Source organism: Rheinheimera nanhaiensis E407-8 (genome assembly GCF_000296695.1).
Taxonomy (GTDB): domain Bacteria; phylum Pseudomonadota; class Gammaproteobacteria; order Enterobacterales; family Alteromonadaceae; genus Alishewanella; species Alishewanella nanhaiensis.
Window position 1 is genome coordinate 15,199 of sequence record NZ_BAFK01000029.1, and the last position, 20,179, is coordinate 35,377.

Below are 20,179 nucleotides of genomic sequence, written 5' to 3' on the forward strand. Positions count from 1 at the left end.
TGCCTGCCCGAAAACCGCTAGCATGCCATGGTAAACCCAGCAAGTATAGGTATCTCATTGTCGTTTTTCTATCAGCTTTCTTTATCACAAGTCGGGCAAACCACTGCACTGTTGCCGTTGATGCCGCTGCAAACTTACGTGCTGCAATGCCAGGAGCAGCAAATGCTACTGCACAGTGCTATGCCCATGCCGTTAACGCCCGCCGAAGCATTTGTGTTACCGGATAACACTATCGTCGCGAGTGTACGGTTGTTTGGCTCTGGCCTTAGCTTGTCCGTTTTGGCGCAGCTGCTGCAGGCACTATGGCCAGATACCGCCATTAATTGCCAGTTATACCAGCCACATCCGGCGCTGGATGTGGCGGTGAAGTTGCAGCTGACACAGCCGCTAAGCGCGGCACAGCAGTTACAGTTAGCCCAGTTAGCAGCAGAGCTGCAGCTGGAGCAGGTGTATTTAACTACTGCGCCTAGCTTACGACACCCCGGCGTGTTGGTCATGGATATGGACTCAACTGCCATCCAAATTGAATGTATTGACGAGATTGCCAAGTTAGCCGGCACTGGCGAGCAGGTGGCGGCAGTAACGGCCCGTGCCATGAATGGCGAGCTGGATTTTGCCCAAAGCCTGGTGGCGCGCGTTGCAACCTTAGCCGGTGCACCCGAAACAATACTGCGTCAGGTGCTGGATGCAGTTCCGCTGATGCCGGGGTTAACCGAGCTGGTGGCACACTTACAACAGCAACACTGGCAGGTAGCGATAGCATCAGGCGGATTTACTTATTTTACTGACGCATTAAAACAGCGGCTTGGGCTAACGGCGACTTTTGCCAATGAGCTTGAAATCATCGATGGTAAATTAACCGGTAAGGTACTGGGCGATATCGTTGATGCGACGACCAAAGCCCAGGTAGTGGCTAAACTGGCAGCGCAATATGGCATTGCAAACAGCCAGACGGTGGCCATTGGCGATGGCGCTAATGACATCCCGATGCTAAATGCTGCCAGTCTGGGTGTGGCTTTTCATGCAAAACCCAAGGTACAGGCCCAGGCTAAAGCCGCTATTCGTCAGGGCTCGCTGTTACAGCTGCTGTACTTACTGGATTAAGCATGAAGCATCAGCAAAGCTCGTTTTATCTCGATTTAGAGCAGTATCAGCTGCATTTGCGTCGTTTGCTGCCGCTGCAACACGGCATAGCACCTGTGTTGATGCTACATGGCGCTATTGAAAACAGCCGTATCTTTTACAGCCAATCTGGAAAAGGCTTAGGTTGTTACCTGGCCGACCATGGATTTATGGTGTACTGCGCTGACTTTGCCGGCCGCGGTTTATCAAGGCCTCATGTGTCTGAGGGCTTTAACCAAAGCCAGCAGCAGATGATTAACCATGATATCCCTGCACTGATTGAGCATGTTTACCAGCTACATCAGCAACCGGTAATTGTGATTTCACACTCTTGGGGCGGCGTGGTAGCCAGTGCCAGTCTGGCACGCCAGCCGCAGTTAGCCGAGAAGGTGGCCGCTAAGGTCTGTTTTGGCAGCAAGCGGGTGATAAGTGTTAACAGCCTGGAACGCAAGGTTAAAATTGATCTGGTGTGGAATACGCTGGCGCCCTGGCTTAGTCGCAAGCATGGGTATTTTCCGGCGCGCAAATGGCGCTTTGGTGCTGATGATGAGCCAGCGCAGTTTTTACACGATACCATAAGGTGGATAAAAGGCGCCCCTTTTACCGATTTAACGGATAATTTTGACTACGCCGCTGCCAGCAGTAAGCTGCGTTGGCCGCCAGTGTGGCACTTTGCTGCGCAGAATGATCGTTTGCTGGGGCATCCGGCTGATGTACAGGCGTTTATTGCTGAAACCGCTCCGCAAGCGCGGTTTAGTTTACTGGGAAAAGCGCAAGGTTATCAGCAGGATTATGACCATATCTCTATGCTGACACACCCGGCGGCAGTACAGGATCATTTTCCACAATTACGTGACTGGCTGTTGCAGCTTGGCAAGTAGTGCCAGCCGGCGCTGTTCATGTTGTTCGCTGTGCTCTGCAGATGCGCCGTAGCGCCACAGCACTTCAGCGGAGATGTCTATCGCATCTATAACACCCGCGACACTCCACAGTTCTTCTTCCAGTTTTTTAGCTTTATGAATGGCATAAGCACTGATGTAATTGAGCTCAGTGGCAATGAAATCGATATCAGGTCGGCCGGTGCGTGACAATAACAAGCGGTAGCAAAACAGGCTGCCGCTGCTACTGGCATTTAACACAAACTGCTGTTTGTGTTGCTCATTACCAAATTCGTAATCATAGCGGCAGGTGAGCTGTAACCCCTGGTTGTTATCTTCTTTAACCTGAACAAACAGCTCAAAAACGCGCGCATTATCAAGCCGCTTCATATGTTTAAGCTGTTGGGCAAAATGCAAACTGGCGGCGTTGTTTTGTAAAAGCGGTGATAGGGCAATTTTATTGTCATGCTTGGGTTGTGTTAGCAACAACTGCAAGCTGATCGCAGCGTTGCCCTGTGCCAGCGTATTAATTTCGTAACGAATACCTTTTCGGTGCACAAACAACACAAAATGGTTTTGTGCGCTCAGGTACATGTTACGCAGCGCTACTGACAGGCCCGGATATTTCGGGCTTTCTTCTGCCGGCGTTAACTTGGCGCGGTTATTTTGAATTAATTGCTGAAAGAACAGCCGGCCAGGATGCGGCTCTGTACCTTCTGCAGCACGCAGGTTCATAATGGTACGGCTTTTACTTACTGCCATTATCTCGTAAGGCAGGCCGCTTAAGCTGTATTTATTGCTTATTTTCTGCATGTCCGGCAGGTTTAACAGTACCACATCGCCTTTATTGAACCTGACTGGCAGTGTGGTTTCGAGCTGCATACCTTTAGATGAAAAATCCCGGCTGTGGCCGTTTAATTCGCTCTGCTGTTCAGGACCGGTAATAGTGACACTGGTTTTGTAGAGGTAACGCGACTCTGAGCGTAAGTTAACATACTGCACCGCCACAGCTTCGCATTGGGGCTGTTGCGCCAGCTTTTTATGACCAAATACGGCTAGTAGCTTTAGCTGCTGTTGATCCACCGGGTAATTCTGATACCAAAACGCGCTTTCGGTCGCGGTAATATCGGTCAGGCTGACAATGTAGCGCAGATCCTGAATAAAGTGCTTTACCAGCGGTGTCAACCCTGCTGCAGGTTTGCTGTTGTCAGCTTGTGGCACAGTTGATGGCATTTCTGCTGTTACAGGTGACGTGCGCTGCAGATTTAGGTGAAACACCCGCCAGCTGGCCTTAGAAGCGCCAAAACCAAGAAACAGTTGTCGTGCCTGTTCATTTAGCGCCAGCTCTTCACGGGTAGCTGAGTAAAAAAACAGCTTTCCTTTTACCGCATGGGTAAAGCAGTACAGTATGGTGGACTTGTCGGGGGTATTCTGTTGCAGTAGCGCCTTTAATCGCTTGGTGTGACAGATGTTGATAAACATCGCCTGATGCTGCTCATCAAGAAAATACTGCCAGACACTTTTGTTGTAATCTGTGGTCAGCGCACAGACCGGTATAGGCCTGTTGTCTTTTACCGCGATAAAGACCGGTAAGCTCGCGCTGCGTGGCAGGTAAAACTGCTCATAGCCTTTACTAAGCAGACTTTGGCTTACGCTGTCCAGATTAACTTTATAACGTCTTTTATTGCCGGTAATAAAGCGCTGTAAAAAGTCTGCAAACTGGGTTTCATTTTCATCCGGTAAACGCTTAAGGCGCAGGTAAAAAGCATTGGCTTGCTGCTCAGTGTCGACAACGGCGTATGACACCCCTTGCGCCAGACCCAGCATAAACTCTTGCTCCAGCCCGGTGAAATGCAGCTTAATAACGCTGTCAGTGGTTAAAGGTAAGGCGCTGTTAAGTTTGAGTTTACAGCCCGACACCGATAAGTCTGAGGTGCTGGCCTTAATGCGCTGCTGGTTAAACTCCAGCTCAACATCGATGCTAAAGTGCATCCGCTCGTCACGCCGGCTGGTATAGTTACCAAACCGGATCAATTTAGCCGATTGGGTTGGCGCAGCTGCCGGCTCTACCGCGCTATCTGTAGAGCCGGGTGCTTGCTGCAGCGCGTTACGCACCCGCTCTTCCGTTTGTTTGCGGTGCATTACCCGAAAATTGTTCTCGGTATTAAGCACTTCTTCATATAAACCCAGCGTATAGCCGCCGTATTGTTTTAAACCGGCTTCAAATACGCGGATAGCGTTGTCGTCCATGTAATGTGTTTTGCCCATGTATTCATAGGGCTTTACTTCGCCATCGACATGGCCACGCAAATCAATGAAGAAATTGCATGGCTGTGCCATGCGTTTTAATTCCATTTTTAGCAAAAACTGTTTTGACTTCGGCAGATCTGACGTTAACAGACTAAATACCTGATCAAAGTCTGCGCTGTTAAGCAGGCTTTTCATCCGGTCAATTACACCAATATGTTCCTGTAGATCGGTCGCTGTCATAATTCAGTCAGGTTAAATGCCAAAATACCGGCATCCTATAGTTATAATCTGTAGTACGCTACGTTGTTACATTTTGAAAAGCAATATCCATGCCTTTCATTTAGCTTGAGAAAATAAACTATGGCAAAAGTTAAAACTGCATATGTTTGCAGCGATTGTGGAGCCGATTTTGTCCGTTGGCAAGGTCAATGTACCGAGTGTGGCGCCTGGAATACGGTGAGTGAAGTCAGGCTTGGTAGCAACAGTAAAAGCAGTCGGCTGGAAGGCTATGCCGGGGCGGCGGTGGCAAAAGTAATGCGCCTGGACGAAGTGGATTTACAGGACGTGCCGCGTTTTAGTAGTGGTTTTGCCGAGTTTGACCGCGTGCTGGGCGGCGGCATAGTGCCGGGTTCCGCTATTCTGATTGGCGGCCACCCTGGTGCCGGTAAAAGTACCTTACTGCTGCAAATTATGTGTGGTTTGGCGCAGCAGGGCGGTGCGCTCTATGTTACTGGTGAGGAATCATTACAGCAGGTGGCGATGCGCGCGCAGCGGTTAGGCTTACCCACCAACGCGCTTAAAATGTTGGCCGAAACCAATGTCGAGACCATCTGCCATTTGGCGCAGCAGGAAAAACCACGCATTATGGTTATCGACTCTATTCAGGTGATGCATCTGGCAGATATTCAGTCGGCGCCGGGCAGTGTGTCGCAGGTGCGCGAAAGTGCTGCGTTTTTAACCCGCTTTGCCAAGCAGCATCATATCGCCATCATCATGGTTGGTCATGTGACCAAAGACGGCTCGCTGGCGGGCCCCAAAGTACTGGAGCACTGTATAGACTGCTCTGTTATGCTCGATGGCGACAGCGATAACCGCTATCGCACTTTACGCGGCCATAAAAACCGTTTTGGTCCGGTAAATGAGCTGGGCGTATTTGCTATGACCGGTCAGGGCATGAAAGAGGTGAAAAACCCATCGGCAATCTTTTTAACCCGCGGCAAAGAAGATCAGTCTGGTAGCATCGTCATGGTGTTGTGGGAAGGCACACGACCGTTATTGGTAGAAATTCAGGGGTTGGTTGATTATTCGCCACTGAATAACCCGCGCCGGGTGACCCTTGGTATGGAGCAAAACCGCATTTCAATGTTACTGGCGGTAATGCACCGTCATGCCGGCATTCAAATGGCCGATCAGGATGTGTTTGTTAACGTGGTCGGTGGTGTAAAAGTTAATGAAACCAGTGCCGATCTGGCCACCTTGCTGGCGCTGGTATCCAGTTTCCGTGATAAACCTTTACCCAATGATCTGGTGGTGTTTGGTGAAGTGGGGCTGGCGGGGGAAATACGGCCGGTACCCAGTGGCCAGGAGCGGTTAAAAGAGGCGGCGAAACACGGTTTTAAGCGCGCCATAGTGCCAATAGCCAATAGCCCGAAAGAGCCGATTGCCGGTATGGAGGTAATTAGCGTGGCGAAGCTGGCAGAAGCGCTGGAAGCGATTTAGCAGTCAGAAGCCTGAGGGCAATAAAAAGCCCCGCTGCGGCGGGGCTGTTCAGTTTAAAACTTGTTGTTCTGCGGAAAGTTCAGTTTCAATACCTGGTAGGTGTCTTCTTTTAACTTGGTCAGCCCCAGTTTGTCATAACTTTCGACCATCACTTCCAGCGCCTGCTCTACCAGCGGTGAGTCACGGTAAAACTCGACAATGTATTTACCCCGGTTGGCGGCAGCTAAAAAGGCACCACGGCGCAAGTAATAATCGGCGATAATCAGTTCATGGCGCGCCAGTGTATCTTTAATGCTCAGCATGCGCTTTTTCGCTTCAGGGGCATATTTACTCTGCGGGAAGCTGCTGACTAAGGTTTTGAAATCATCAAACGCCTGGCGGGTGCTGGCTAAGTCGCGGTCTGCCCGATCTATGCCCAGCATATTGTGCAGCGCGTTTTCATCGGCTTTCAGGTTGCTTAAACCTCGCATGTAGTACACATAATCCAGCTCAGGGTGGTTTGGGTTTAAGCGGATAAACCGATCAATACCGGCCAGTGCTTTGGTAATGTCGCCCGCCTGATAATAGGCATAAATTAAATCCAGTTGTACCTGACGCGCCAGCGGGCCAAACGGATAACGGCCTTCAACGATGGTTAACAGCTCTATGGCGCGGTTGTACAGGCCTTTGTCCAGTACGTCTTTCGCTTGCTGATACATGGTTTGCGCCGTTTGAGTATTGCTGGTGTCCAGCTCTTCTTTGGGTTTACCGGCGCAGGCAGTTAAGGTCAGAGCCAGCAGAGAAATCAGTATAAAATTCGCTTTCATGTAAAAATCCGTTACTACTTGAGCTAAATGGCTGTCTAGTCTGGGGTAAAATCGCTAAAATACCGTTATTGCGATTCTACCCCAGACCCGCCGGGGTTGCACACAGGATAACTGCTTCCGTTATGACAAAACAGCTAAAACTTTCAGAAATTGTACCAGACCATCTTTTTGGTAAGCGCTTAGATCAGGTGCTGGCTGAAATGTTCCCGGATTATTCGCGTTCACGCATAAAAGAGTGGATCCTGGCTGATGCCGTTAGCGTAAATGGCGCAGTGCAAAACAAACCGCGCGAAAAAGTACTGGGTGGTGAGCAGATTGATATTCTGGCCGAGCTGCCTGAAGATGAGCGCTTTGAAGCTCAACCGATTGATTTGGATATTGTCTACGAAGACGAGCATATTTTAGTGATTAATAAGCCGGCCGGTTTAGTGGTGCACCCGGGCGCAGGCAATAGTGACGGTACTTTACTTAATGCATTGTTGCACCATTGCCCCGGCATTGCCGAGGTGCCCCGCGCAGGTATTATTCACCGGCTGGATAAAGACACCACCGGTCTGATGGTGGTAGCGAAAACCATACCGGCCCAGACGCATTTGGTTGAAGCCATGCAGGCGCGTGAAATTACCCGTGAATACGAAGCTGTGTGTCATGGTGCTATGACCGGCGGCGGTACTATTGACGAGCCGATTGGCCGTCATCCGACTAAACGCACCCACATGGCGGTAAGCCAATCAGGTAAACCAGCCACCACCCATTTTCGGGTGATGGAAAAATACCGTGCTCATACCCGCTTGCGGCTGCGGTTAGAAACTGGCCGCACCCACCAAATTCGTGTGCACATGACCTACGTTAACCACCCGTTGGTGGGCGATCCGGTGTATGCCGGCCGGCCTCGGCCACCGCGTAAAGCCGGTGAGCACTTACTCACGGTGCTGCGCAACTTTAAACGCCAGGCACTGCATGCGGCTATGTTACGTTTAGCCCATCCTATTACGCTGGAAATTCTGGAGTGGCATGCGCCTATTCCACAGGACATGGTCGAGCTTAATGCGGCACTGCGTGCCGACACCGCCGAGCATGGCCTGGACTACGTATAAAGCCAGCGACAGATGACTCGCTTACTGCGCCCTGACTGGCCAGCCCCGGCGAATGTGCATGCAGTGTGCAGCACCCGCTTAGGCGGCTGTTCGGTTGGGCCTTTTGCCAGTTTAAATCTGGGCGGCCATGTCGGCGATGATCCGGCAAAAGTGGCGCAAAACCGCCGGCAATACCAACAAGCGGCTGCAATGCCCGGTGCACCCATTTGGTTAAATCAGGTACATGGTGTGACAGTCGCGACACTCACCCACAACAGCCAAAGCGGTATAACCGCTGATGCAGCCATCAGTCGCCAGCCTGATATAGTGGCCACAGTGATGACGGCTGACTGCCTGCCACTGTTGCTGTGTGACATCACAGGCACTCAGGTGGCGGCAGTGCACGCTGGTTGGCGTGGTCTGTGTGACGGTATCATCGAGGCGACACTGCGCACCTTTACACCAGGTGCAGTGGTGCTGGCCTATTTAGGCCCGGCCATCAGCCAGGCGGCGTTTGAAGTTGGCACTGAAGTGCGCGATGCTTTTATTAAGCACGATCCTTTAGCTGCCAAGGCGTTTATAGCGGGTAAAGCCGGTAAATATCATGCCGACTTATACCAGCTGGCGCGCCAGCGTTTAACTGCCTGTGGCGTTAGCCAAGTCTATGGCGGCGACTACTGCACCTACCAGCACAGCGAGCTGTTTTTTTCCTACCGGCGTGATGGCCAAACCGGTCGCATGGCCAGTTCTATCTGGCTAAGCTGATCTAAGTCAAATTTTTGACGTTTGCTGCTTGAATTTCCAGCAATAGCGCCCAATCTTAAAGCACATCGAGGTTGTGCTTGTAGGAGAGATGCATGCGACTAGACAAATTTACCAGTAAGTTCCAGGAAGCGATTGCCGATGCACAGTCGCTGGCGCTGGGACGTGATCAGCAATATATCGAACCAGTGCACCTGATGTTTGCTTTGCTAAATCAGGAAGGTGGCACAGTGCGCGAGCTGTTAAACAAGCTGGCCATTAACTTTAACGAACTGCGCTCCAAAGTGAGCCAGGCCATAGATCGCTTACCGCGGGTGGAAGGCGAGGGCGCTAACCTGCAGCTATCTAACGCTACCGCTCAGCTGCTGCAGCAGTGCGACAAGCTGGCGCAAAAGCGTAAAGATCAGTTTATTTCCAGCGAATTGTTCGTGCTGGCGGCAACCGAAGATAAATCTGACCTGGGCAAAATATTGCGCCTGCTCGGCGTGAGTAAAGAGGGTGTTGAGGCCGCCATTGAACAAATGCGCGGCGGCCAGAAAGTGGACGATCCTAATGCCGAAGATACCCGCCAGGCACTGACCAAATATACCGTCGATTTAACCGCCCGCGCTGAGGCCGGTAAGCTTGACCCGGTAATAGGCCGCGACGAAGAAATTCGCCGCTGTATTCAGGTACTGCAGCGGCGTACCAAAAACAACCCGGTATTAATTGGTGAGCCTGGTGTGGGTAAAACTGCCATTGTCGAAGGGCTGGCGCTGCGTATCGTCAATAAAGAAGTGCCGGAAGGCTTAAAAGACAAACGCGTCTTGTCGCTGGACATGGGATCCTTGCTGGCAGGCGCCAAGTATCGCGGTGAATTTGAAGAGCGGTTAAAAGCGGTACTGAACGAACTGGCCAAAGAAGAAGGCCAGGTGATTCTGTTTATTGATGAAATTCATACCATGGTCGGTGCCGGTAAAGCCGATGGCGCTATGGATGCCGGCAATATGCTAAAACCGGCGCTGGCACGTGGCGAGCTGCATTGTTTAGGCGCCACCACGCTAGATGAATACCGCAAGTACATCGAAAAAGACGCTGCGCTGGAGCGGCGCTTTCAAAAAGTACTGGTTGAAGAGCCAACGGTGGAAGACACCATTGCCATTTTACGCGGCTTAAAAGAGCGCTACGAGCTGCACCACGCGGTAGAGATCACCGATCCGGCTATTGTCGCCGCGGCCACGTTGTCGCACCGTTATGTGTCTGACCGCCAACTGCCGGATAAAGCCATCGACTTAATTGACGAGGCGGCGTCCAGCATTCGTATGCAGATGGACTCCAAACCGGAAGAGCTGGACCGGTTGGAGCGGCGCATTATTCAGTTAAAACTGGAAGACAACGCGCTGGCAAAAGAAACCGATGAAGCGACGAAAAAACGCCGCGACATGATCCAGGAGCAAATTCGTGAGCTGGATGCCAAATACAACGAGCTGGACGAAGTGTGGGAGTCAGAAAAAGCTGCCCTGCAAGGCACGCAAAATATCAAAACCGAGCTTGAACAGGCGCGGTTAGATTTAGAAGTAGCCCGCCGCGCCAGTGATTTGCAGCGTATGTCTGAGCTGCAGTACGGCCGTATTCCCGAGCTGGAGAAAAAGCTGGATCTGGCCTCGCAGGCAGAAATGCACGAAAACACCCTGCTGCGCAATAAAGTGACCGAGCAGGAAATTGCCGATGTGTTATCCAAAGCCACCGGCATACCGGTAAGCAAAATGCTGGAAGGCGAGCGTGACAAACTGCTGCGCATGGAGCAAGCGCTGCATGACAAGGTGATTGGTCAGGATGAAGCGGTGACTGCGGTGTCGCACGCCATCCGCCGCTCGCGCGCATGCCTTGCCGATCCGAATAAACCGATCGGCTCTTTCCTGTTTTTGGGGCCAACCGGGGTGGGTAAAACCGAGCTGACCAAATCACTGGCGAATTTTTTATTCGACAGCCCCGATGCGATGGTACGTATCGACATGTCAGAGTTTATGGAAAAACATGCGGTATCGCGTTTAGTCGGCGCGCCACCGGGCTATGTCGGCTACGAAGAGGGCGGTTATTTAACCGAGGCGGTGCGGCGTAAGCCTTACTCAGTGGTGCTGCTGGATGAGGTAGAAAAAGCCCATCCTGATGTGTTTAACATACTGCTGCAGGTACTGGATGATGGCCGTTTAACCGATGGTCAGGGCCGCACGGTAGATTTTAAAAACACCGTCATCATTATGACGTCAAACCTGGGATCTGATCTTATTCAGGAACATTACCGTGAATACAGCTACAGCCAGATGAAAGAGATGCTGATGGGCGTGCTAAGCAAGCAGTTTCGGCCGGAATTTTTAAACCGGCTCGATGAAACGGTAGTGTTTCATCCGCTGGACAGCCGGCAAATTCGCAGCATTGCCCGTATTCAGCTGGCCAGGCTGGAGCAGCGTCTGGCCGAGCGGCAGTATCAGTTTAGTATTAGTGATGCGGCGCTGGATAAGCTGGCTGAAGTGGGCTTTGACCCGCTGTATGGCGCACGGCCACTAAAACGCGCCATTCAGCAGCACCTGGAAAACCCTCTGGCGCAGGCGCTGTTGCAAGGCGATGTACCGCCGGGCAGCACAGTGGCGCTGGACCATGACGGAACTAAGTTTGTGGTCAGCAGTCACTAACCTGGGTAGCTGATGCCGATGCTAAAGTGACCGCTTCGGCGGTCACTTTTTTGCCAAAGGCTATTCATGCCGGGGTATGTCCCTTATAATCCGGGGTAATTTACTTAACAGAAGTGTGTTATGACTGACTCAAAAACGACTGACAGCAGCCCGCGCAAAGGCATTTACTTATTGCCAAACTTATTGACTACCGGCGGCTTATTCTCTGGCTTTTTCGCCATCGTGGCCTCAATGAATGGCCGCTTTGAAGCGGCGGCCGTGGCTATTTTTATTGCAATGATTTTCGATGGTCTGGATGGCCGTGTGGCACGCTTAACCAATACCCAAAGCGAGTTTGGTGCCCAATACGACAGTATGTCTGATCTGATTGCCTTTGGTATGGCGCCGGCTTTGGTGGCCTACAACTGGGGCCTGGCCGATTACGGTAAATTTGGCTGGTTAGCTGCCTTTATTTATGTGTCGTGCGCCGCGCTCAGGTTAGCACGCTTTAATGCCAACCTGGGCGTGACCGACAGCCGGTTCTTTCAGGGGCTGGCAAGCCCGGCAGCAGCCGGTATTATCGCCGGTATGGTGTGGGTTGGCAGCATTTACGAGGTAAACGGCGACAAGTTGGGCTATCTGGTTGGCTTATTAACCATAGCGGCCGGTTTACTGATGGTAAGTAACTTCAGGTACAACTCGTTTAAAGATTTGAACTGGCGCGATCGGGTGTCGTTTTTAACCATACTTATCGTGTTGCTGGTATTTGTCGTGATTGCCTCGCGCCCGGCGGAGATGCTGTTTGGTATCTTCTTTATTTATGCCTGCTCTGGCCCGGTAACCACGATTCGCAGCGTGCGTAAATTAAAGTTGGAGCATGTGGTGGGTGACTCAGACGATGCTGACTTTGCTGATGTCAGTGCGGAGCCGGCAAACAGCTCAAAAGAAAAGGCGCCAGATAAAGCCGCGCCAGACAAAGATTAACATCGTGAAAGAATAACCCCGCAGCGCGGGGTTATTTTTTGCCTGTTAGCTGGCGAAGCTTTTGTTTAAGCCGGCTATCTGGCTGGTTTTATGCTGCAGCGCTTTGCTGTTATCTGCCACCACCTGAATATTGGCCAGGTTGGTTTGCGCAATTTGCTGAATATGGCTGACATTTTGCTGTACATCTTGCGCTACAACGCCTTGCTGGGTAGCGGCGGTGGCGATTTGCGACGACAAATGTGCAATCTGATCAACCATGCGTGAAATGTCAGCCAGCTGCGTTTCGCTTTGCTGGGTTTCAGTAACACAGGTCTCGGCCTGTTGCCGGCTTTGCAGCATCACTTTACCCCAGCTTAATAAGGTTTGCTGTATTTCGTTGATCGACTGTTTAATTTGCTCAGTGGCATTGTGGGTGCGTGACGACAACGCCCGTACTTCGTCGGCCACCACGGCAAAGCCACGGCCATGTTCACCCGCGCGGGCCGCTTCAATGGCGGCATTAAGTGCCAGTAAGTTGGTTTGATCGGCAATCCCCTGAATTTCTGTCATCACAGCGCCAATACGCTCGGCCTCTACGGCCAGGCTGTCCGCCGTGGCGGCTGCACCCTGAACTTCAGTAGCCAGCTTTTGCACGGTTTGGGCGGTATGTTGCATAGCACTTTTGGCTTTTTCGCAAATGATATGGGTGTCGTTTACCTGCTGGTGGGTTTGCTGGGTGCGCAGCGCAATATCCTGCACTGTGCCGGAAAGCTGCGTGGTGGCGCTAACTATGCTGGTCAGCTGATCATGTTGCTGATGAATACCCTGCTCGGTCAGACGTACCGCTTCGCCCTGGGTTTCGGCAATAATATTCAGCGCCTGAGTGCTGTCAGCGGTGCGGCCCAGCACAGTGCGCAAACGGGCCTGGCACATCTTCAGCTGAAAATCGGCAATACCATCAGGGCCAAAACCGCTATAGATCCAGCGTGATACGCTGTCAAACTCAGTGCGGGCCTGCTGTAACTTGGCCGGGATAACAAACAGCTCATCAAAACACAGTGCCAGCCACAGTGCCGGCAGTACTAACGCCAGCAGAAAGTGTGCACCAAAACTCCAGGCACCCAAAACGGCCAGCAGCAGGCTGAAGCTAAAGGCCAGCGTGCGCTTAAGGCCAAACTTACTGCGCCAGTCTGACGGCACTTTACCGTTTAACATGGCCGGGTAGCTTAGCTTAGCCCGCTCGATATACTGTGGCTGTGCTTTAACCCGTACTGATTGGTAACCAATCAGTTTATGCTCCTGATAAATTGGCGTAACAAACGCATCAACCCAATAATAGCGGCCATCTTTACAGCGGTTTTTTACCATGCCGCGCCACGACTGGCCTTGCTTTAGCTTCTGCCACAGATCAGCAAAGGCAGCGGCGGGCATATCGGGGTGTCGCACTATGTTATGATTGTTGCCTACCAGCTCCTGCTCACTGTAGCCAGCCACTTGACAAAACGCCGGGTTGGCATAGGTAATTACACCGCGTAAATCGGTGGTGGATACCAGTTCCTGCTCTGCACTAAAGGTGACTTCTTCATTAATAAGTTGCTGATTACGCCGGTTCATGCCGCCTGCCTGTTTTGCTGAAAAAGAAAATATCCAATTGGAGGTAAGTCTAATGCATGCAATGGTTTTTTGCAGCTAATGCTACTGTGCTTTAACCCGCAGCAAGCGGTTTTGGCCTAAAACAGCATTGTTGGCCGATAAAATACAGGCTAAATTGAGCGCTGATCTTGAAGTTTGCTGTGGCGCCCCAATTTCCTGCCACAAGCGTCTTGCTAATTAAGGAATTCTCTTGGGCTCAACGATAAATCAACGGCTGCAACAGCTAAACAGCCTTAACCCGCAAGCGGTAACGGGTATTTTGCATGGCATAGAGCGTGAGACATTAAGAGTAAACCAAGACGGCAGCCTGGCGTTAACACCACATCCCAAGGTGCTGGGCTCGGCGTTAACACACCCGTGGATCACCACCGATTTTTCTGAATCGCTGCTTGAGTTTATCACGCCGGTCAGCGACAGCATTGATACGACTTTAGCGCAGCTGAGTGACATTCATCGTTTTACCGCGGCTAATATTGCAGATGAGCAGTTCTGGGCCGCCAGCATGCCGTGTTTTATCAGCAAACAGCAAACTATTCCTTTAGCGCAGTATGGCAGCTCTAATGTTGGCCGCATGAAAACCCTGTACCGTAAAGGCCTGCATAACCGCTACGGCAGTATGATGCAGGCGATAAGCGGTGTGCATTTTAATTTCTCGTTGCCTGACACCTTTTGGCACAGTTATCAGCAGGTGCTGGCGCAAGGTAGTGAAGGGCAGGAATATGATCTGCAGAGTTTTATCTCAGAGCAGTACCTTGCGCTTATCCGTAATTACAAGCGCTATGTCTGGTTAATTGTCTACCTGTTTGGCGCTTCACCAGCGATGTGTACGTCCTTCCTGGAGGGCCGCAGCAGTCGTTATCCGTTTCAAACCCTGGGTAAGGGGTCGCTGTATTTGCCTTATGCCACCTCACTGCGTATGAGCGACTTAGGCTACACCAACAGCGCCCAGTCGAGCTTAAATGTGACTTATAACAGCCTGGCTGAGTATATCAGTGGCTTGCATGCTGCCATCAGTATGCCATCGGAAGAATATCGCAATATTGGTGTTAAAGTTAATGGCGAATATCAGCAGCTTAATGCCAATGTGCTACAGATAGAAAACGAGTTTTACTCGACCATCCGGCCTAAGCGTACTACCCAGTCCGGTGAGCGGCCAACCTGTGCCTTAGCCAAGCGTGGCGTAGAGTATATTGAAGTGCGCGCACTGGATGTTAACCCGTTCAGTGCGGTGGGGATTACCGCCGAGCAAATGCATTTTCTTGATGTGTTTCTGCTGTATTGTTTGTTAAACGACAGCCCGCCGCTCTCTGCGGCAGAGCAAAGTATCACTGAGCAAAACTTACGTAAAGTGGTCACCGACGGCCGGCGTACTAATCTGGAGCTGTCAGATAATAATCAACCACGTTTAATGCAGGACTGGGCTGAAGAGCTGTTTGCCGACATGATGCCGATTGCCAAACATCTGGACACTGCCTACGGCAACGAGCGTTACAGCGGTGCCTTAAAGCAGTTTTATTTAAGCCTGCTGGACCCGGCGCAAACCTATTCCGGCAAACTGCTGAACCAGCTACTGGCCAGGCAGCAGGATAACGGCAGTTTTATTTTGCAGCTATCCAAGCAGTACCGTGAGCAGTTATTAGCGCAGCCTTATCAGTTTTACAATGAGTCGCAATTTGTGCAGGCAGCGGCTTTGTCTATTGAACAGCAGCAACAGATAGAGCAGCAAGATAACATCAGTTTTGCGCAATATATTGCCCAGTATTATGCTGAAGTACCCAAATGCGATGGTGCGGCCTAAAAAAAGCGGCTACCCGGGGGTAGCCGTAATAGTAATCCAGGGAGATAAAACTTGGTTGCATCCATGCACCTTGTTAGAATCAGGCGGATGAAAAAAGTTCAGATCACCCAAAAACCGCTGTTACTCGCTGTTTCTGCAGTGTTTTTAGTCAGCAGCTGCGCTACGCCACCGCCACAGAATGTGTCTAATCTGTGTGAAATCTTTTATGAACACCGCGACTGGTATGACGCTGCGGCCAAAGTGCGCGATAAATGGGGCGTGCCTATTCATGTGCCAATGAGCATCATGTACCAGGAAAGCAGCTTTAAACATAACGCCCGGCCACCTATGCGCTGGTTTTTGGGCTTTATTCCTTATGGCCGCGCCAGCAGTGCTTACGGTTATTCGCAAGCTAAAACCGTGACCTGGGATGAATACGTTAAAGAAGCCGACCGCTTTTGGGCCAGCCGGGATAACTTTGACGATGCCATCGACTTTATGGGGTGGTATATCAGCAAAAGCCAGCGTTTAAACGGCGTATCCAAGTGGGATGCTTACAACCAATATCTGAATTATCACGAAGGTTGGGGCGGCTATAAGCGTGGCAGTTACCAGAAAAAGGCCTGGCTGATGCAGACCGCGAAAAAGGTGGATAGCCGGGCTAAAACTTATGCGGCCCAGCTGAAAACCTGTGAAGAAGATTTACAGCGCGGCTGGTTGTGGCGGCTGTTTTTTGGCTGAGCGGTTATTAGCAATAAAAAACCGGCAGCGCCGGTTTTATTAATTTTGCTTCAGGTGCGGCAGTAGCCGTACTGTTTTAATCATATTGTCCTGCACATCGACCACTTCCATCGGGTAACCGGCCAAACGAATACTGAGGTTGCCTTGCGGGATTTCTTCTAAATATTCCAAAATCAGCCCGTTTAAGGTTTTCGGCCCGTCAGTGGGCAGCTCCAGCTGCATCTCGCGGTTTAAATCGCGCAGGTTAATGCCACCATCAATCAGGTAAGAGCCGTCGGGTTGCGGCTGGATATCCTCATTGCCATCATCACTGATGTCGGTGGTAAATTCGCCTACCACTTCTTCCAGAATGTCGGCCAGCGTAACCAACCCCTGAATATCACCATACTCGTCTACCACCAGGCCGATACGCTCTTTGGTGCGCTGAAACTTTAGCAACTGGGTATTCAGCGGCGTGCCTTCAGGAATAAAGTAAATTTCGCTGACCGCGCGCATCAGGCTGGCTTTGGTCAGCTGCTCTTTAATCAGCAGGCGCATCAGCTCGCGCGGGTGCACAAAGCCGACGGCATCATCTATGCTGTCGCGGTACAACAGAATACGGCTGTACTGCATATTGGCCAGCTGGCGCTCAATGTCCTTCCAGTCATCGTTAATATCAATACCGACAATTTCATTGCGCGGCACCATAATATCTTCCACGGTGGCGTTTTCTAAATCTAACACACCCACTAACATGCTCTGATGTTGCTCGGGGATCAGGGCACCGGCCTCATGCACCACAGTACGCAGCTCTTCTGCACTTAAACTGTTACCCTGATGTTTTTCCGGGCTAACGCCCAACAGCGCTAAAAGACCATTGGTAACCTTATTTAGCATATAAACAAAGGGGTAACACACTTTTAGCAGGTACTTCAAAATCAGCGATGATGGAAACGCGACACGCTCCGGGTATAATGCTGCCAGTGTTTTTGGTGTCACCTCAGAGAAAATAAGTACGACCAATGTTAGCGCTATGGGCGCGATAAATAAGCCTAAATCACCATATAACCGTTGGCCAATAAGTGTCGTTACCGAGGCGGCTGCAATATTGACCAGGTTGTTGCCAATAAGAATAAGGCCGATTAGACGATCTGGCCGTTTTAGCAGCTCGCTGACCCGAATAGCCCCCTTATGATTTTCGTTTGTTAAATGCTTTAAACGATAAGGGTTTACAGACATCATGCCTGTTTCTGATCCCGAGAAATAGGCCGATATGAATAGGAGCACGCCGAGAATAATAAAAAGCGTACCCGTCGATATGTCGTCCAAGAGTTAACTACCTGCATTACCAAACACCTGTACTTGATATTACGAAGTGTTTGTTGAGTCAAGAATTAAAGTGTATTAAGCAGCACTTCGCGCACAAAGCGGCTGCCAAAATAGCCCAGTGTTAATAGCACTGCGCCAATAATAGTCAGTGTATTAGCAATTCTGCCGCGCCAACCCTGTTTAGCGTGGCCCCAGCACAGCACGGCAAATACCACAAAGCCGGCAAAACTGAATACATTTTTATGCAGGTTCTCTTTCGCCAGCCAGTTGTCCATAAACAGGGCGGCGACCAGCAGCGCCAGCGCCAGTAACACTGTGCCGGCCAGCAGGATTCTGAACTGCAGCACTTCTGCCTGTACCAATGGCGGCATATGCCGTGTCATGGCGGCAAAATCTTTTTGCTTTAATTTATTGCTGATGTAGCTGACCTGGAAAGAATACAACATGGCCATGACCAGTACCGCATAAGCCAGAAACGCCAGCATAATGTGCACTAATAAGCCCAGGTTCTGCTCAAAGTGCTGCAGCTGCACGCTATGCGGCAAAGCCAGCACAGCCAGTTGCATCAGGGCGGCAAAGCCATACACCACTGGCAGTAACAGCACGGCTGGTGCGCGCAGTGAGGTAAGCGTTACTGCCACCGTGATAAGCCAGCAGACTAAGGAGCTGACATTCAGCAGGCTAAAGTTTTGCCCGTCTTTGGTAAATAACATGCTGGTTAATACCAGCATGTGCAACACTAAGCCCACTACGGCAGTAGCAAAGGTGGTTTTAAAATGCGGCCCCTGCGGGTGAAAAATGCGTAATAACACCGAGCCGGTAGCTACCAGGTATGCAAGTAACGCCAGTATGGTTAATAACGCATCAGTCATCTGCAGCAGTTCCTTTCAATTCGATGGCTTGGTATTGTATTGCAACTTTAAGGCTAAGCCCAGCGCCGCAAGCAACAGTTTCTTAACGGCTGCTTCTGGCGCTGTGGTTTGTTATAATCGGCGCCATCATCGCTGTAGAGTGAACAATCATGTTTGAGAATTTAGCTGACAGGCTAAGCGCCACCCTGAAAAACATTACCGGGCGTGGCCGGCTGACCGAAGACAATATTAAAGACACCCTGCGTGAAGTGCGCATGGCGCTATTGGAAGCGGACGTGGCGCTACCGGTAGTGCGCGACTTTGTCGCCAACGTCAAGGAACGTTCAGTCGGGCTTGAGGTAAGTAAAAGCTTAACGCCGGGGCAGGAGTTTTTAAAAATTGTCCGCAAAGCCTTAGAAGAGGCGATGGGCGAGGCCAATGAAGAGCTGGCATTAAATACCCAGCCGCCAGCGGTCATATTAATGGCAGGTTTGCAAGGTGCCGGTAAAACCACCTCGGTAGCCAAGCTGGCGAAATTTTTAACCCAGCGTAAAAAGAAAAAAGTACTGGTCGTCTCTGCTGATGTGTATCGCCCGGCGGCGATAAAACAGCTGGAAACCCTGGCTAAAGATGTTGGTGTAGAGTTTTTCCCCAGCGACATCTCACAAAAGCCGGTTGATATTGTCAATGCCGCTATAGCGCATGCCCGCACCCGCATTTTTGATGTGCTGCTGGTTGATACCGCCGGCCGCTTGCATGTCGATGCCGACATGATGGACGAGATTAAAGCCCTGCATAGCGCGGTAAAACCGATAGAGACCCTGTTTGTCGTCGATGCCATGACAGGCCAGGATGCCGCTAACACTGCCAAAGCCTTTAACGAGGCATTACCGCTGACGGGCGTTATTTTAACCAAGGCAGACGGTGATGCCCGGGGTGGTGCGGCGCTGTCTATTCGCCATATCACCGGTAAGCCAATTAAGTTTATCGGTACTGGTGAGAAAACCGATGCGTTAGAGCCGTTTCATCCGGATCGTGTCGCTTCGCGCATTTTAGGCATGGGCGATGTGCTGAGCTTAATTGAAGAGCTGGAGCAAAAGGTCGACAAAGACAAAGCGGCGAAAATGGCGCAAAAAGTGATGAAGGGTAAAGGCTTCTCACTGGAAGATTTTCGCGAGCAACTGGTACAAATGCGTAGCATGGGTGGCATGATGTCGATGCTGGACAAGCTGCCGGGTATGAAAAACTTACCCGCCGGTGCCATGAACCAGATGGGCGACAAGCAGTTTGTTAAAATGGAAGCCATTATTAACTCGATGACGCCCAAAGAGCGTGAATTTCCGGATCTGATTAAAGGCTCACGCAAAAAACGTATCGCCGCCGGCTCTGGCACACAGGTGCAGGACATTAACCAGCTGCTAAAGCAATTTACCCAGATGCAGAAAATGATGAAACAGATGTCAGGTAAAGGCGGTTTAATGAAGATGATGCGTGGCATGGGCGGTAAAATGCCACCAGGCTTGCTGCCACCGCGTTAATCTTACCCTATGGTTTAACATTGGACGCCCGGTTTTATACCGCAATACTGATCAGTTAAGAAATATTTCAGCGATCAGTTGACC

15 protein-coding genes are annotated in these 20,179 nt (G+C 51.0%); 10 read left to right on the forward strand and 5 right to left on the reverse strand.

What is annotated here, in order from left to right; all coding sequences use genetic code 11:
• The first annotated feature begins 27 nt into the window (after positions 1 to 27).
• Positions 28 to 1,104 carry a phosphoserine phosphatase SerB gene (gene serB / locus RNAN_RS19440; protein WP_008224075.1) on the forward strand — a complete coding sequence of 359 codons (1,077 nt, stop codon included), beginning with the start codon at positions 28 to 30 and terminating at the stop codon, positions 1,102 to 1,104.
• 2 nt (positions 1,105 to 1,106) lie between these two features.
• A complete protein-coding gene (locus tag RNAN_RS19445) occupies positions 1,107 to 2,003 on the forward strand; it encodes an alpha/beta fold hydrolase (protein WP_008224076.1) in 897 nt (298 codons plus the stop codon).
• Here the strand turns inward: RNAN_RS19445 and RNAN_RS17030 are convergent.
• Positions 1,971 to 4,490, reverse strand: coding sequence for a PilZ domain-containing protein (locus RNAN_RS17030; protein ID WP_008224077.1), 2,520 nt, complete (start codon positions 4,488 to 4,490; stop codon positions 1,971 to 1,973). The genes RNAN_RS19445 and RNAN_RS17030 overlap by 33 nt on opposite strands.
• Positions 4,491 to 4,610: 120 nt before the next feature.
• On the opposite strand from RNAN_RS17030, the gene radA reads away from it, so the two are divergent.
• Positions 4,611 to 5,969 (forward strand): DNA repair protein RadA, encoded by a 1,359-nt coding sequence (gene radA / locus RNAN_RS17035; protein ID WP_040552470.1) that lies wholly within the window; start codon positions 4,611 to 4,613, stop codon positions 5,967 to 5,969.
• Between the two features lie 53 nt (positions 5,970 to 6,022).
• Here radA and RNAN_RS17040 read toward each other — a convergent pair whose 3' ends face one another.
• Positions 6,023 to 6,775, reverse strand: coding sequence for an outer membrane protein assembly factor BamD (locus tag RNAN_RS17040; RefSeq protein ID WP_008224080.1), 753 nt, complete (start codon positions 6,773 to 6,775; stop codon positions 6,023 to 6,025).
• Positions 6,776 to 6,897: 122 nt separating this feature from the next.
• Between RNAN_RS17040 and rluD the strand changes: the two genes are divergently transcribed.
• From rluD to pssA, 4 genes are all read left to right on the forward strand, one after another.
• Positions 6,898 to 7,872 (forward strand): 23S rRNA pseudouridine(1911/1915/1917) synthase RluD, encoded by a 975-nt coding sequence (gene rluD / locus RNAN_RS17045; RefSeq protein WP_008224081.1) that lies wholly within the window; start codon positions 6,898 to 6,900, stop codon positions 7,870 to 7,872.
• 12 nt (positions 7,873 to 7,884) lie between these two features.
• The gene (pgeF, locus tag RNAN_RS17050) at positions 7,885 to 8,616 is read left to right on the forward strand and encodes a peptidoglycan editing factor PgeF (RefSeq protein WP_008224082.1); all 732 of its coding nucleotides are present in this window, start codon (positions 7,885 to 7,887) and stop codon (positions 8,614 to 8,616) included.
• A gap of 92 nt (positions 8,617 to 8,708) precedes the next feature.
• Complete coding sequence (gene clpB / locus RNAN_RS17055) at positions 8,709 to 11,285, forward strand: ATP-dependent chaperone ClpB (RefSeq protein ID WP_008224083.1); 2,577 nt, start codon at positions 8,709 to 8,711, stop codon at positions 11,283 to 11,285.
• A 120-nt stretch (positions 11,286 to 11,405) separates the two neighbouring features.
• Positions 11,406 to 12,248, forward strand: coding sequence for a CDP-diacylglycerol--serine O-phosphatidyltransferase (gene pssA / locus RNAN_RS17060; RefSeq protein WP_008224084.1), 843 nt, complete (start codon positions 11,406 to 11,408; stop codon positions 12,246 to 12,248).
• A 45-nt stretch (positions 12,249 to 12,293) separates the two neighbouring features.
• Here the strand turns inward: pssA and RNAN_RS17065 are convergent, their stop codons facing one another.
• On the reverse strand, positions 12,294 to 13,841 hold the full coding sequence (locus RNAN_RS17065; protein ID WP_008224085.1) for a methyl-accepting chemotaxis protein: 1,548 nt from the start codon (positions 13,839 to 13,841) through the stop codon (positions 12,294 to 12,296).
• 229 nt (positions 13,842 to 14,070) lie between these two features.
• Here RNAN_RS17065 and gshA point away from each other — a divergent pair, with 229 nt between their 5' ends.
• Both gshA and RNAN_RS17075 read left to right on the forward strand, forming a co-directional pair.
• A complete protein-coding gene (gene gshA / locus RNAN_RS17070) occupies positions 14,071 to 15,678 on the forward strand; it encodes a glutamate--cysteine ligase (protein WP_008224090.1) in 1,608 nt (535 codons plus the stop codon).
• Positions 15,679 to 15,765: 87 nt separating this feature from the next.
• Positions 15,766 to 16,398: a transglycosylase SLT domain-containing protein gene (locus RNAN_RS17075; RefSeq protein ID WP_008224092.1), complete on the forward strand. Its 633-nt coding sequence runs from the start codon at positions 15,766 to 15,768 to the stop codon at positions 16,396 to 16,398.
• 39 nt (positions 16,399 to 16,437) lie between these two features.
• Here RNAN_RS17075 and RNAN_RS17080 read toward each other — a convergent pair whose 3' ends face one another.
• Both RNAN_RS17080 and RNAN_RS17085 read right to left on the reverse strand, forming a co-directional pair.
• Complete coding sequence (locus tag RNAN_RS17080) at positions 16,438 to 17,706, reverse strand: HlyC/CorC family transporter (protein ID WP_052027316.1); 1,269 nt, start codon at positions 17,704 to 17,706, stop codon at positions 16,438 to 16,440.
• A 65-nt stretch (positions 17,707 to 17,771) separates the two neighbouring features.
• Complete coding sequence (locus RNAN_RS17085) at positions 17,772 to 18,578, reverse strand: cytochrome C assembly family protein (RefSeq protein ID WP_008224096.1); 807 nt, start codon at positions 18,576 to 18,578, stop codon at positions 17,772 to 17,774.
• A gap of 149 nt (positions 18,579 to 18,727) precedes the next feature.
• Between RNAN_RS17085 and ffh the strand changes: the two genes are divergently transcribed.
• A complete protein-coding gene (gene ffh / locus RNAN_RS17090) occupies positions 18,728 to 20,095 on the forward strand; it encodes a signal recognition particle protein (protein ID WP_008224100.1) in 1,368 nt (455 codons plus the stop codon).
• The last annotated feature ends 84 nt before the right edge of the window (positions 20,096 to 20,179 follow it).

Excerpts from the sequence above, each read along its gene's own strand:
- RNAN_RS17085 (WP_008224096.1), bottom strand. The coding sequence starts at position 18,578 with ATGACTGATGCGTTATTAACCATACTGGCGTTACTTGCATACCTGGTA.
- rluD (WP_008224081.1), top strand. The coding sequence starts at position 6,898 with ATGACAAAACAGCTAAAACTTTCAGAAATTGTACCAGACCATCTTTTT.
- RNAN_RS17075 (WP_008224092.1), top strand. The coding sequence starts at position 15,766 with ATGAAAAAAGTTCAGATCACCCAAAAACCGCTGTTACTCGCTGTTTCT.
- pssA (WP_008224084.1), top strand. The coding sequence starts at position 11,406 with ATGACTGACTCAAAAACGACTGACAGCAGCCCGCGCAAAGGCATTTAC.
- RNAN_RS17030 (WP_008224077.1), bottom strand. The coding sequence starts at position 4,490 with ATGACAGCGACCGATCTACAGGAACATATTGGTGTAATTGACCGGATG.
- clpB (WP_008224083.1), top strand. The coding sequence starts at position 8,709 with ATGCGACTAGACAAATTTACCAGTAAGTTCCAGGAAGCGATTGCCGAT.
- pgeF (WP_008224082.1), top strand. The coding sequence starts at position 7,885 with ATGACTCGCTTACTGCGCCCTGACTGGCCAGCCCCGGCGAATGTGCAT.
- RNAN_RS17040 (WP_008224080.1), bottom strand. The coding sequence starts at position 6,775 with ATGAAAGCGAATTTTATACTGATTTCTCTGCTGGCTCTGACCTTAACT.
- radA (WP_040552470.1), top strand. The coding sequence starts at position 4,611 with ATGGCAAAAGTTAAAACTGCATATGTTTGCAGCGATTGTGGAGCCGAT.
- serB (WP_008224075.1), top strand. The coding sequence starts at position 28 with ATGGTAAACCCAGCAAGTATAGGTATCTCATTGTCGTTTTTCTATCAG.
- RNAN_RS17065 (WP_008224085.1), bottom strand. The coding sequence starts at position 13,841 with ATGAACCGGCGTAATCAGCAACTTATTAATGAAGAAGTCACCTTTAGT.
- ffh (WP_008224100.1), top strand. The coding sequence starts at position 18,728 with ATGTTTGAGAATTTAGCTGACAGGCTAAGCGCCACCCTGAAAAACATT.
- RNAN_RS19445 (WP_008224076.1), top strand. The coding sequence starts at position 1,107 with ATGAAGCATCAGCAAAGCTCGTTTTATCTCGATTTAGAGCAGTATCAG.